The sequence below is a fragment of the Mesorhizobium sp. M0518 genome, assembly GCF_040321125.1.
In the GTDB taxonomy this organism is placed as follows: domain Bacteria; phylum Pseudomonadota; class Alphaproteobacteria; order Rhizobiales; family Rhizobiaceae; genus Mesorhizobium.
This window is the reverse complement of the sequence record NZ_JAMYQY010000003.1, coordinates 1-13346: the sequence shown is the minus strand read 5'-3', so window position 1 is coordinate 13346 and position 13346 is coordinate 1. Positions and strand designations below refer to the sequence as shown.

General features: G+C 62.4%; 10 protein-coding genes. 3 read left to right on the top strand and 7 right to left on the bottom strand.

Features of this window, described 5'->3' with window-relative positions:
- Window positions 1-34: 34 nt before the first annotated feature.
- Genes NKI66_RS05015 through NKI66_RS04995 form a run of 5 tightly spaced genes read right to left on the bottom strand, consistent with a single transcriptional unit; the run spans window position 35 to window position 4922 of the window.
- Window positions 35-1309 (bottom strand): ABC transporter substrate-binding protein, encoded by a 1275-nt coding sequence (locus NKI66_RS05015; protein ID WP_023808932.1) that lies wholly within the window; start codon window positions 1307-1309, stop codon window positions 35-37.
- Window positions 1310-1336: 27 nt separating this feature from the next.
- Window positions 1337-2401, bottom strand: coding sequence for a maleylacetate reductase (locus tag NKI66_RS05010; protein WP_023808933.1), 1065 nt, complete (start codon window positions 2399-2401; stop codon window positions 1337-1339).
- On the bottom strand, window positions 2398-3057 hold the full coding sequence (locus NKI66_RS05005; RefSeq protein WP_023808934.1) for an alpha/beta hydrolase: 660 nt from the start codon (window positions 3055-3057) through the stop codon (window positions 2398-2400). The genes NKI66_RS05010 and NKI66_RS05005 overlap by 4 nt, the downstream gene beginning before the upstream one ends.
- A complete protein-coding gene (locus NKI66_RS05000) occupies window positions 3054-4013 on the bottom strand; it encodes a VOC family protein (protein ID WP_023808935.1) in 960 nt (319 codons plus the stop codon). Before NKI66_RS05000 ends, NKI66_RS05005 begins: the two co-directional genes overlap by 4 nt.
- Window positions 4014-4016: 3 nt before the next feature.
- The gene (locus tag NKI66_RS04995; protein WP_023808936.1) at window positions 4017-4922 is read right to left on the bottom strand and encodes a dioxygenase family protein; all 906 of its coding nucleotides are present in this window, start codon (window positions 4920-4922) and stop codon (window positions 4017-4019) included.
- A gap of 93 nt (window positions 4923-5015) precedes the next feature.
- On the opposite strand from NKI66_RS04995, the gene NKI66_RS04990 reads away from it, so the two are divergent.
- Window positions 5016-5966 (top strand): LysR family transcriptional regulator, encoded by a 951-nt coding sequence (locus NKI66_RS04990; protein ID WP_023808937.1) that lies wholly within the window; start codon window positions 5016-5018, stop codon window positions 5964-5966.
- 504 nt (window positions 5967-6470) lie between these two features.
- Window positions 6471-7496, top strand: coding sequence for an NAD-dependent epimerase (locus tag NKI66_RS04985; protein ID WP_352751126.1), 1026 nt, complete (start codon window positions 6471-6473; stop codon window positions 7494-7496).
- A 399-nt stretch (window positions 7497-7895) separates the two neighbouring features.
- On the opposite strand, the gene NKI66_RS04980 is transcribed toward NKI66_RS04985, so the two are convergent.
- Both NKI66_RS04980 and NKI66_RS04975 read right to left on the bottom strand, forming a co-directional pair.
- A complete protein-coding gene (locus NKI66_RS04980; RefSeq protein WP_023808938.1) occupies window positions 7896-9272 on the bottom strand; it encodes an HlyD family type I secretion periplasmic adaptor subunit in 1377 nt (458 codons plus the stop codon).
- Window positions 9265-11016 carry a type I secretion system permease/ATPase gene (locus NKI66_RS04975; RefSeq protein WP_352751124.1) on the bottom strand — a complete coding sequence of 584 codons (1752 nt, stop codon included), beginning with the start codon at window positions 11014-11016 and terminating at the stop codon, window positions 9265-9267. Before NKI66_RS04975 ends, NKI66_RS04980 begins: the two co-directional genes overlap by 8 nt.
- A gap of 562 nt (window positions 11017-11578) precedes the next feature.
- Between NKI66_RS04975 and NKI66_RS04970 the strand changes: the two genes are divergently transcribed.
- Complete coding sequence (locus NKI66_RS04970; RefSeq protein WP_245273057.1) at window positions 11579-13198, top strand: calcium-binding protein; 1620 nt, start codon at window positions 11579-11581, stop codon at window positions 13196-13198.
- The last annotated feature ends 148 nt before the right edge of the window (window positions 13199-13346 follow it).

The window sequence follows — 13346 nt, the reverse complement described above, 5'->3', positions numbered from 1 at the left end:
ACGAGGGCGGCGGTATCAGCCGCCCTCGGCAGCGTCAGGCCAGGGCTTCCATCTTGCCGGCGGTGGGTATCTGGGAGGCGCCGGCGTTTTCGACGATCACCAGATCGAAGCCGCCACCGGCCTTCTTGCGCCACTGCCCGCCAACGAGCGGCGTCTTGCAGACGTTCTTCGCGGCGAAAGGTGGCAATCCCGCACCGCTCCAGGCCACCTTGCCCACTACCGTCGTCATGTCGGTGGCCGCTATCGCCGCCGCGATCGCCTCGGCATTGGTTGGATCCGACACGCGGCCCATGACATTGGCCGCCACCTCGAACAGCGAATGGACAAAACCGATCGGCTGGGTCCAGGGACGGCCGGTCTTGGCGGTGAAATCCGCAGCGAGTTCGGCCGAACTCTCGCCCGTCAGCGACGATTTGAACGGATGCGAGGCCGACCACCAGACCTCGGACGAGAGGTTGTGGCCGGCGTCGCCGAGCGTCTCGACCGATTGCGGGAAAAGGATCGCCTTGGCCACCGTCACCGCCTTGGGCTTGAAGCCCTGCTGGCGGGCCTGGTTCCAGAAGGTGGTGAAGTCGGGCGGAATGACCACCCCGGTAACGATCTCGGCATTGGCGGCTTTGAAGGCGTTGACCTGCGCGGTGAAATCGTCCGAAAGGTTCTGATAGCGGCCAGGATCGGCAAGGCTGAAGCCGGCGGCGTCGAGGCCGGGCTTCAACCCATTCTTCGGGTCGCCCCAGGCATTGCCGTCGGCATCGTTGGGGAACAGCCCGCCCACCTTGCCGTTGGTGGAAAGCTGCTTCCACATGCCGGTGTAGACGGCGATGATGTCTTCGAGACCCCAGAAATAATGATAGCCGAAGTTGAAAGGCTTCCACGAGGCCGGATCGGCCGGACTGCCCTGCTGGCCGATGAACCAGGGCTGCCACGGCGCCATCGTCGAGATGACCGGCACGCCCTCCGCCTCGCAGGTGGTGGCCACTGGGTTGGTGTTCTCGGGCGTCGAGCCGACGAGCATCAGGTTGATCTCGTCATCGACGATCAGGCTCTTCGCCACCTCGGCCGCGCGATTGGGGTTCGACTGGCTGTCCTTGACGATGACCTCGAAGTTCTTGCCTGCCTCGGAAGCGAGGAAGGCCTTGATGTTGTAGGCATCGCTCTCCGCGAAGCCGGCAAGCGGCCCGGTCTGCGGCGAAACATAGCCCAGGCGGATCTTGGCGCCTTGCGCGATGGCCGGCGTCGCCAGGCGCGAACCGGCCAGCGCCAGGCCTGTCGCCGCCGAGGCTTTCAGTAGGCTACGTCTTGTGATCATGTGTAGTTCCTCCCTCTTGTTTTATTCTCAAGCCCCCGGACGGCGTCCCTCCCACGCCGCCTGAAGGAGTTCCCTTATCGATCCTGGATCGATTGGCCTCGGATTCGCATAGGCATTCTTGACCGCGATCGCCGCCGCGCGGTCGAGATCGGCCTCCTCGATGCCGATCGCCTTCAGGCTCAGCGGGGAGCCGACCGACTGTGCGAAATCCCAGAGCCCGCCGCCCGCCGAGCCACCACCGAATGCCCTAGTGATCGGACGCAACAGATCAGGCACCGCCGTTTCGTTGAAGGCGGTCGTGTACGGCAGCAGGATGGCGTGGGTCTCGGCATGCGGCGTATCGAACGAGCCGCCGAAGACATGCGCCAGCTTGTGATGCAGCGCCATCGAGACATAGCCGAGCGCGGTCGAGCAGCACCAGGCCGCATAGAGCGCCTGCGTCCGCGCCGCGCGATCCTGCGGGTCGCGGATCAGCCTTGGAATGCCGTCCTTGAAGGCAATCATGGCATCCCTGCACATGAGCACGATCACCGGGTTGCGATCGGGGGCATACAAGGCCTCCATCGCATGAGCGATCGCGTTCATCGCCGAGGTGACGGTGAGACTTACCGGCAGGCTCAGTGTCAGATCGACGTCGTAGATCACCGTCTCGGGGCGAATGTCCGGCGAGCGGCGGGTAGTCTTCTCGCCGGCCGCCGTCTCGCCGAGGATGTCGGTCATTTCCGAGCCGGCATAGGTGGTGGGAATGACCACCTGGTCGGCGCCCGTGCGCACGGCAATGGCCTTGCCGAGCCCGGTGGTCGAGCCGCCGCCGAGGCTGACGACCGCCGAAGCGCCGCTGCCGCGGAAGGCACCGACGGCCTTTTCCGTGACCTCGACAGGGGTATGCATGACCGCGCCGGCAAAGATCCCGGCGGCGAGGCCACCAAGGCTTACGGCCAGTCTTTCCGCATCGCCCATCTGATGCGGTGTCGAAAGCACCATCACCTTGTCATGGCCGAGCCGCCGGACTTCCTCTTCGACGCGAGCTATGGTGCCGGCACCGAAGACCACCCGTGTCGTCAGGCCCGGAAAGGTGAAGCTGTCCATCATCGCGCCGCCTCCATGCGCGGGCCGCGCCCGGCCGCGAGGTCGTCGAGGATCGTGCCCAGCATGACGATCTCGGCGTCCGAGACCTCATGGCCCCGTCCCGGGAAGAGATCGGCCCGCAGGCTCGCGCCAATGCGGCCCAGCGACTGCGCGGCATCGGCAAACGCCGAGACTGGTATCCAGGGATCGGCATCGCCGCCGGAAAGATAGATCGGCATTCCGGCCGGCGCGGCCTCGGATCTTTCGTCCGCCGGAACGCCGACACGGCAGCCCGTGAAGGCCGCCAAAGCATCCGGCGGCGGCAGCCCCGCGCAGAGGTATTCGATCGACAGACACGCCCCTTGCGAGAAGCCCGCGAGAAGAAGCGGCAGTCCGGGCAGTTCGGCCCGCGCCGCGACCATTGCGGCCGCAAGGTGGTCGAGCGCGTCGGAAAGCTGCGCCCGGGCGACCGGCGTCAACGGGTCGACGGCACGCGCCTCCCACCACATGCCGTGTGGTGCACGCGGCAGGATAAAGGCCACGGCGGTTGCGGAAAGCCGCGACAGCACATGGGACTGCATCTCTTCGGGCGATTGGCCACGGCCGTGGACGAAGACGCAGATCGCCTTCGCCTCCGGGCCTCTTGGCCCAAGCCGGAGCGGACCGCTGCCTGAACTCACGTGAAGTCCGCCTCTTCCAGGCCGACCTGCAATTCGCTCTCACGATCTTTGAACCACGGCGGGAAGACCAGCGTCTTGCCGATCTGGCCCGGAGGCTCGTCCTTGGCCCAGCCTTCCGGCGTGGTCCAGGCAATTTCGAACAGCGCGCCGCCGGGCGAGCGGACATAGCAGGACTTGAAGTAGTTGCGGTCCTTCTGCTCCGATATATCCGTGAAGCCGAGACCCTCGATATGAGCGCGCAGTTTCAGCTGGTTCTCTTCGTCGCCGGTGTTGAGGGCGAGGTGGTGGATCGTACCGCCCGCCAGCGTCCAGGTGCCCTGCGGGCTGTCGCGGTCGACAATGACCTCCACGCGCTGAGCGACGCCGGTCGCGTCGGGCACGCGGAACACCAGTCCCTCATGGTCGTCAGCCTCTTTCTCCAGCGGCAACGCGATGGTCAGGAAGTCGTCCATCGCAGTGCGGTCCATCACCGCCACCACGGCGCCGTATATTCCCTTGATGCCGTGCGCCTTGCCGATGCCCTGCGCCTCGTTGGTGATCGGCGCGCGCGTATCCCTGTCGCTTTCCACCAGCTCGTGCGGAATGCCGCAGGGATGTGCGAAAGCCGCACGGTCGGCGCCAAAACGAGTGATCTTGATGGCCTCGATGCCGCGCGCGTTCAACCGGTCGACCCAGAAATCCGCGGCCCCCTTGGGAATCGACTGCATGATGGTGCGCGACTGGTTGGACCCGCGGCGGCCATAGACGCCTGGCTTGCGGAACGGGAAGGTGGTGATGATCGTCGAGGCATCGCCGTTGGGCGAGCCGTAATAGAGGTGATAGACAGGGATGACGCCGTCGAACAAGACGGTGCGCTTCACCGAATGCAGGCCCAGTGCCTTGGTATAGAAATCAAAATCTTCCTGAGCGCTGTCGGTCGAGAGCGTCAAATGGTGGTAGCCGCTGACACGTGCCATCGGTCATCTCCTCCCAGAGGTTTCGGTTTCGCCCCGCCGCTGTGGACAGAGCACGAGGTTGAGGTCGAGCGCGTGCTTCCGTTTTCCTCCGTTGGGCGGCAGCGCGCGGAACTCGGCCATGAGTTCGGGTTTGACCCCGAAGATGGCATCCCGGCCGATCGCAGGGTCCGACCGGTCGAAGATGTGGGTCGTCAGCGTCTCGAAGCCCTCCGCCGAGACGCGAAAATGGATATGGGCCGGCCGCTCGAGGCCAAGGCCAAGCGCCGACATCAATTGACCGACCGGTCCGTCCGATGGCAGCGTGTAGCCCTTCGGCTTCACCGTCACGAAGACGAAGCGTCCCTGCGGATCGGTGCGGAACCGTCCACGCAAATTGAATTCCGGCTGCCTGTCGGGTTCCTGGTTCTCGTAGAGACCCTCGGCATTGGCCTGCCAGATCTCGACCATCGCATCGCCGATCGCATCGCCGTCGAGCGCGACGATCCGGCCCGCAACCTCCAGCGGCTCGCCCTTGTGATCGCGCGAGATGTTCGCGCCGAGCGGCATCACCGGCACGTCGGCCCGGTAGAAGGGGCCGGCCAGGGTGTTTGGGGTCGCCCCAACAGGGCGCGGGCTGTTCTGATCCTCGATCAGCGACGACACGCCCAGGACGTCGGCGAACAGCACCCATTCCTGGCGCCGCGCATCGGCGTAGTGGCCAACCTCGGTCAGAAAATCGATCGCCTGACGGAACTCCTCGCCCGAGGGTCGCAGCTCGACGATCAGCGCGTGCAAACCGTCGACGGCTGCCTGCGCCGCCGCCGCCAGGCGGGACTGGCCCATTGCCGTCAGGCGCCGTGAGAATTCCTCGGCCTGCGTCGAGATCGCCTTGGGGAATTCATCTCGCTTCGGGTCGTGCTGGCCGTGCATTCCGCCGGGGCCTCCCTTCCCCTTGCCAAGCGGGATAGCACGGCCCGACGCGATGCTTGATGAGATGTGGCGTCCCTTGTATAGCGTTTTGCTATGAAGCTGAACGAGCGCCACCTCATGCAGCTCGCCGCGGTGCTGGATGCCGGCGGCGTGTCGGAAGGAGCCGCTATGCTGGGCCTGACCCAGCCGGCGGTCAGTCGATCGCTGGCCATGCTGGAGGCGCGGGTGGGCGAGCCGCTTTTCCTCAAGGGTCGCCGGCCGCTGCAGGCGACACCGCTCGGCTTCCAGTTGGCGGCGCAGGGCCGCACGATCATCACCGCGTCGCGCAAGGCGTCGGATGCGGTCCAGGGCTTCATGAAAGGCACGAAGGGCGTCGTCCGTGTCGGCGGCGTGCCCTTCTTCATGGATGCGATGATCAGCCGGATGATCGGAGAATTCCAGAAGCTCGAACCCGAGGTCACCGTTCAGCAAAGCTATATGAACCTGCCCGAGATGGTCGCGGCGCTGGAGAGCAACCAGATCGATCTCGGGATCGTGCCGATCGGCGTGCTCGACCTGGGACCCGGCTTCGAATTCACCGAAATCCTGCCCGGACGCAACGTCGTGGCTTGCCGGCCCGACCATCCCCTGCTGCGAAATCGCCGCCTCAGGGCGCATGACCTGACCAGCTTTCCCTGGGTAGCCCCCCTACCCGGCTCTCCGCTGATGTCGGACCTGCAGATGATCCTGATGAGCATCGGCATGTCGGACCTCAACGTCCGCTATTCGGGAGGCTCGCTGATGAGCGTGATCAACTTCCTTGCCGAAACCGATGCGCTGGCGGTGCTGCCATTCTCCGTGGTCTTCGCGCAGCGCAAGGAAAACCGGGTGACGGTGCTGCCCTATGAAATTCCGCAGCCCAGCCGCTCACTCGGCATCCTGCGCCGGGTCAGCGGACCGCGCTCGCCGGCGGCAGAGCGCTTCGCCGGCCACGTCACGACCGCCTTCGAGAATCTGAAGCACATCATCAAACGGCACGAGAATGCCGTCGTCTGGGGGCGGTAATCCAGCCGACATGGCACCCCTTACAGCTCCAAGAGCCAGGAGCGGACGTTTGGAGCAGCGAGACGATCGGGCGTCCATTGGCCAGTCTCGTTTTTCCCGAACGGGATCCCGATTTGAGGAGCTGAAGGGCACGCCGGTGAGCGCCAGGATCAGCGAAGCTGGTTCATGGCGCCTATTCAGCATCGCCAGCAATGAAGTGCGGCTCTCCCACCCCATTCCGTGCAGGAATGGAACTCCCGTGCCTGTATTCGGTTGGGTACAAAGCCGGCGTCCCACACGCGCAGACAAGGGTGCGCTGAGGTGACAGATGCTCGACGACGAAGAGACCGAAGGTTTGTAAGTGCGAATATCGATCTTGGTTGAGCCTCCTATCACCGGTTTGCCTTCACCTCACGGCGAGGGTAACTCCGCGCGACCAGATCAGCTAATGTCCTCCAAGACCCCGGGCGTCATCTACGACATCAAGGGTCTGTTCCCCAGGCATGTTACGGATGGGCGCTTCTGATGAGGGTTCTGGTCACCGGCGCGGCCGGCTTCATAGGGTATCACGTAGCCAAGCGGCTGCTGGAGCGCGGTGACGAGGTCGTCGGCATCGACAACGTCAACGACTACTACGATCCGCAGATCAAGGAGGCGAGGCTGCGGCTCCTGGACGAGGCGAGCCGCAAGACCAATGCCGGCTATCATTTCATCCGCGGCAATCTCGCCGACAAGAGCGTGGTCGACGCCTGCTTTGCCGACCATGCATTCGACCGGGTGATCCATCTCGCCGCCCAGGCCGGGGTTCGCTACAGCCTGGAAAACCCGCATGCCTATGTCGAAAGCAACATCATCGCCTACACCAACATGCTGGAGGCCTGCCGCAACAGCGCCGTCGCGCACCTGACCTATGCCAGCACGTCGAGTGTCTACGGCGCCAACACCGACATGCCGTTTTCCGAACATCGTCCGGCCGACCATCCGCTGCAGTTCTACGCCGCGACCAAGCGCGCCAACGAGCTGATGGCGCACAGCTACAGCCATCTGTTCCGATTGCCGACGACCGGGCTTCGCTTCTTCACGGTGTATGGTCCCTGGGGTCGCCCGGACATGGCGCTGTTCCTGTTCACCAGGAACATCCTGGCCGGTGCGCCGATCAAGCTGTTCAACAACGGCAATCACACGCGCGACTTCACCTATGTCGATGACATCGCCGAAGGCGTGATCCGCGCCAGCGACAGCCCGGCCACGGGCAATGCCGCCTGGGACTCCAGCCGTCCCGATCCGGCCACAAGCAGCGCCCCCTGGCGCATCTTCAACATCGGCAACAACAACCCGGTGAAGCTGACCGCCTATGTCGAGGCGCTGGAAAACGCGCTGGGCCGCAAAGCCATCGTCGAACTCTTGCCGCTGCAGCCCGGCGACGTGCCCGATACCTTCGCCGACACCTCGGCGCTGGAGCAGGCGGTCGGCTACCGCCCGACGACGACAGTGACCGAAGGGGTGGGGCGGTTCGTCGAGTGGTACCAGGCATATTTTGGACGGGGATAGAAAAGTCTTTGCAAGATCACGGCTGGCAAACTCGCCTCAGGCCACCGTCCAGTGATGCTCGATGGCTGCGCAAGCTCCTGCCAGCACGACGCCCACGGGGATTGGCCGCCCCCGCAATTCGCACCACAGCAACATTGATCTTTGATGGGTAATGTTGCGGTTCCGCTCGCCCGCCATCCGCCATTCGCGTTCGTTTATTTCATTGGGCAAAAAACTACCGACAGCGGACAAACTGCCTCGCTATTCGAATGATGCGGTAGCGGCACATAACGCGCATGTTTCCTCCAGCCGGAGGCGCTTCATCCCCGCGCCGCCGGTTAGGCTCGACGGCCGCCCGCCCCCAAAAAGCCGTCGGGCCGCCAGAAATCCCGATATCCTACTCGCCTCGCCTCCTCGCCATCACTGCGTAAACGCCTTGGACATCTGATCCGCAAAGGGTTTCAACAGATAAGACCAGACATTGCGTTCATCGGTGCGGATATGAACCTCGGCGGGCATACCTGGCCTCAGCACCTTCGCTTCGGTCAGGCAATTCGATTTGCTTTCGACCTTGATCCGCGCCGAGAAATAGGAAAGCTGACGTTGCGGATCTTTAATCAGATCTGCCGAGATGTGTTTCACTGACCCTTGGCAGACCGGAGTGGTTCCCACGTCGAACGCCGGAAAACGGATCGATACCGGCTGCCCTGGCCGGACGTCGTCGACCCGCGACGGAGGGATCAGCGCGTCCACCACAAGATCGTCGGCATCAGGCACGATGGTCATGAGCATCTCGCCAGGCGCGATAACGCCGCCGACGGTATGGACAGCCGATTCCTGTATTGTTCCGGACTGCGGCGCGCGGATCGTTGTCTTGGTCAATTCATCCTGGGCCACAATCCTCCGTTCGTTGAGTTCGGTCTGCTTGGCTTCCGTCTCGCGGAGTTCGGTCGTCACGTCAGTGCGCCTTTGGTCATCCAGCTGCAGCATCTGCAACCCCGTTTCGCTAATGCGCGCCTGCGCTTCAGCTACTGCGGCAGCGAGGCGCCCCGATTCTCCCCTGGCCCGGGTGGCATCCAGCCTGATGTTGCTCACCCTCTCCTTGGAGACGAGTTTTTTGGCGTAGAGGGAATCAACGTCGGCGAAATCCTTATTCAGCAGAGCAACCGATTCATCCACCGCGCTCTGTTGCGCTTTGAGGCCGTCGATCTGACGTTCAAGTTGCTGGGATTGGCTTCTCAACTGTGCCTTCTGTCCAGCCAAAGCCGAAGCGCGCGTTTCAAAGAGCGCGCGCTCGCCATTGACGAGCGCAGCCAGCTCCGGCTGGTTCATTCGCGCCTTCAGGCCGACCGGCAGTTGCATTTCCGCCAGGCCCGTTCGCTCAGCCTCCAGCCGAGCGAGCCGGACGGTCGCGCGATCGAGATCCTCACTGATGATTTGCAGGTTCGCGCGAGTCAGCGTGTCATCCAGTCTGACCAGCACGTCGCCGGCTCGTACATGATCTCCGTCCTGCGCGAAGATCCCGCCCACTGTGCCTCCGGTTTGATGCTGGACCTTCTTGACGTTGGTTTCCACCACCACGGTGGCCGGTGCAACCACAGCGCCGGCGATGTTGGTCAACCCCAGCCACAGGCCGCCGCCAAGGACCAGCAGACCTGTAATCACCAAACCGAATATCAGGTTGGCCCGTATACCGTCCGACAGATCTGGCGCGCTCACGGCAGCCCGTTTGCTGCCACGAAGGGTCCGAGCATACGATGAGAAAGCGACGAATGTTTCGAGCAGAGCTTCATGCATGTCCGGCAACACCCGGTATCGGCGCCAAAGAAGATGGCCGAGGTGAAACAGGCGGTGAAGGTCGGAGCACGTTCGCCAAGACCTGCTCGCGCGAGCCAAAGGCATGAACCGTCCCATTCGACATAACCAGCACCTGATCGATATTCGCGAGTGCCGAAGGACGATGCGCAACGACAATGACGATGCCCCCGCGCTGACGCACTGTCCGTATGGCGCCGGCCAGGGCAGCGTCTCCGTCCACGTCGAGGTTCGAGTTCGGTTCGTCGAGCACGACAAGAAACGGCTCGCCATAAAGTGCTCGGGCGAGACCCACGAGTTGCCTCTGCCCTGCCGACAGGGCCGCTCCGCCCTCGCCTATGCGGGTCTGAAATCCCTGAGGGAATTGCATTATCATTTTCTCGACGCCGGCTGCTCTTGCCGCCGCAAGGACGCCTTTTGGATCCGTCTTGCCTCGGAACCTCGAAATGTTGTCTGCTACCGTGCCGTCAAACAACTCCACATCCTGCGGCATGTAGCCGATATGGGCGCCGAGCTGTTCCGAGTTCCATTGATCGAGAGAGGCGCCGTCCAATCTCACCGAGCCATGGAGCGGCTTCCACACTCCGACCAACGAACGCACCAAAGTTGTCTTGCCGGAACCGCTTGGGCCGATTACGGCCATCCCAGCGCCTCTCGACAGATGGAAGCTCACATTCACCACGGTTGGCTTTGGCAAGCCGGGCGGCGCAATGGTCAATTGCTCGACCGCAAACCGCGCCTGCGGCCGAGGCAACTCCATTGGCTCGTCCTGGCGGCCGAATGCCGCCATGACCGCTGCCAGCTCGGAATAGCTGCGCCGGGCCGACAGAAAGCCTCTCCAGTTTGCGATCGCAGCATCCACCGGGGCCAAGGCGCGGCCAAGCAAAATGGAAGATGCGATGATCACCCCAGGTGAAGCCTCGCCGCCGATCACCAGGTAAGCGCCGAGACCGAGAACACAGGACTGCAACGCCATCCGCAGGGCCTTCGACAGCGAACTGGCGCCACCAACGACGTCAGAGAGACGTTCCTGCTGGGCGAGATAGGCTCGGCTGACGTCGCTCCAGCGTCGAGCCAGTCGACCAGACAGCCCCATTGCGTGAACGACTTCGGCGTTGCGCCGGCCGGAATCGGCAAGCGCCCGCTGCGACAGCAGCTCCTCCGAGGCACGCGCGGCGGGGCCTCGGCTAAACACTTCCGCGATCGCTGTTATGAGGACCACAGCGATCGCGCCGACCGTCGCCAGCAGGCCGAGCGAAGGATGGAGCAAATAAATGATCAGCAGATAAAAGGGGATCCACGGGGCGTCGAAGATGACCGTCGGTCCCGTTCCGGAGAGAAAGCCGCGCAGTCGGTCAAGATCGTGCAAAGGCTGCAGACGGTCCGCATCACGCCCTGCCTTGAGCGGCAAGGACAGGGAGATGGAGAACACCTTTTGCTGCAAATTCCTATAGAGACGGCTGCCGATGCGGACCAACACGCGAAGCCGCACGAAATCCAGAAGCCCATGGACCGCATACAGACCCAGCATGCCGATCGTGAACCCCACCAGGGTGGGAACGCTCTGCGACGGCAGAACGCGATCGTAAATCTGCAACATATAGACCGAACCGGTCAGAGCGAGAATGTTTATCACTGCCGAGAACAGCGCCACGCCAAGCAGCCCAGGCATGCAGGCGAGAATGGCGGAACGTAGCTCGGGAGAACCAGCCCCCGATGTTTTCATGACCAGCGGTCGTTCGCGCGACACTGCCGCGCCGTTACTTCCGTAAGTTGTGATGGCTCAAACCTTTCTTGATGCGCATAGCAGCCGCTATCCGTCGCCCCCCTTATTACGCTCTGCTTACATACGTCGACTTTGAGGAAAATGCAGCGGATTCGTGGCATGAACCGGCGAAACGCGGCCGCCGACGTCTCCCTGTCTGGGGATAACTTCACGAAAAATGACGATTTTCGCTAAAGGAACTGGTCAGAACGGAGCCGGCAAAAGAGGCGTATGTCCTTGCTCCCAAACACTTTCAAAGGTGCCACAGTCGGCTGAGCAAAATACCTGCTACTGAGCAACAACTTAGATCAATCAAACATTCTATCTCGCTGTGTTTCGTATTTGATTTCATCCTAATGTAGCAATCACCTAAGCAGACGCGGGGCATAAATCGAATCAACCAAAGGATCATTGGATGACACTCCATTATGCGTCCGGTGGATCAGCCACCGAAGTCGCAACCGCCGGGTTCAACCTGGTCGATGTTCAATATCTCTCGCAGGTCAATGCTTTGCCGGACGGCATGAAAGGCCTCGTCTATCTCGGCGCGCATGACGGCGTCACCTCCTCCTTCATTGAAAAAGTTACACCATTTCTGAACAACCCGAAGGTGTTCGGATTTTTCCTGATGGACGAGCCAGATCCCACCGGCAGGTGGGGCACATATGCAACTGCCGAAAACCTGAAAGCGGAATCGGATTGGATCCATTCCCATTTTCCGGGCGCCAAGACCTTCGTCACCATGATGAATATGGGGTCTCCTACAAATCCGGATTTTTCCAACACCTATAATCCGGCCAATACAGGCATCGACTATTACGGGTTGGACCCGTACCCGGTGCGCGATGACGTGAGCACGGTCGACTACAACATGATCGACAGGGCCGTGGGCGCGGCAGTGAAGTCCGGCATCCCGATCGACAAGATCATTCCGGTCTACCAGACTTTTGGCGGTGGCAACTGGACGACCGACACGGGCGGGAAGCATCAGATGCCAACGACGGAACAGATGCAAACGATGATAGATCATTGGGCAGCACTGGTTCCGTCGCCTGCCTTCGATTATGCCTATGCCTGGGGCTCGCAGAACGGAGACACAGCTCTGGAGAATTCGCCGGCACTGCAGGCCTTCTTCCAGCAGCACAACCTCCAAAGCACCGGTGGCTCTGCCGCCCCTCCAGCAAGCGATCCGATCGATACCCCGACCACGCCGCCAAGCGACGCCGGCGCCCCTGCTCCCGCCGCGCCGGCCCCGTCGGACAGCGATCATATATTCCATGGCACGCGCGGCGCAGACGTTTTTCACGCGACCACGGGCAATGACAAATATCTCGTCAACAATGCCCATGACAAGGTGATGGAAGCGCCAAGCGGCGGGGTCGACAAGGTCGTGGCCTCGGTGAGTTACGCTCTTACGGCGGGCTCACATATCGAGCAGCTCTCCACCGCCAGTTCGGGTGGCAGGGCGTCCATCAACCTGACCGGCAACGAATTCGGTCAAGCCATCTATGGGAATGGCGGCGCCAACAAGATCAATGGTGGCGGTGGCGCCGACAAGATGACCGGCTATGGCGGCAATGACACCTATTACGTCGACAATGCCCACGACAAGGTGGTGGAGCAGAGAGGAAGCGGCGCCGATAAGGTTCTTGCCTCGGTGAGCTTCGCTCTTTCGGCTGGCTCGCATATCGAGCAACTCGCAACCACCAAGGCATCCAGCAAGGCCGCCATCAATCTGACCGGCAACGAATTCGGACAGACCATTCAAGGCAATGCCGGTAGCAACAAGATCGACGGCGGCGGCGGAGCCGATACGTTGAGCGGGCGTGGGGGCAGAGATGCCTTCGTGTTCAGTACCGCCCTTGGTGCTGGAAACGTCGACAAGATCACTGATTTCAACAAAGCCCAGGACAAAATCCACCTCGATCATTCCATCTTTGCCGGTCTCGATCAGGGGGGCCTCTCGTCGGACGCTTTCTTTGCCGGCAAAGCCGCGCATGACAGTTCCGATCACATTATCTACAACAGTTCGACGGGAGCTCTTTCTTTCGACAGCGACGGCGTCGGAGGCGCAAACCAGATCCATTTCGCGAGCCTCTCTCCGCATCTGTCGATTACCGCATCGTCTTTTCTGGTCACCTGAACCAGCCCAGCGAAGAAACGCTTTAAGAAGTCGGGGGGGGCCCGGGGGGGCGCCGCCCCAAGTTTAGGGGGGGTTGGGACCACCCACAGCGGGCGGGGTGGGGACGGAAGGCCCGCGCCCCCCCGCCCCCCGCCCGGGGGGGGGCCCC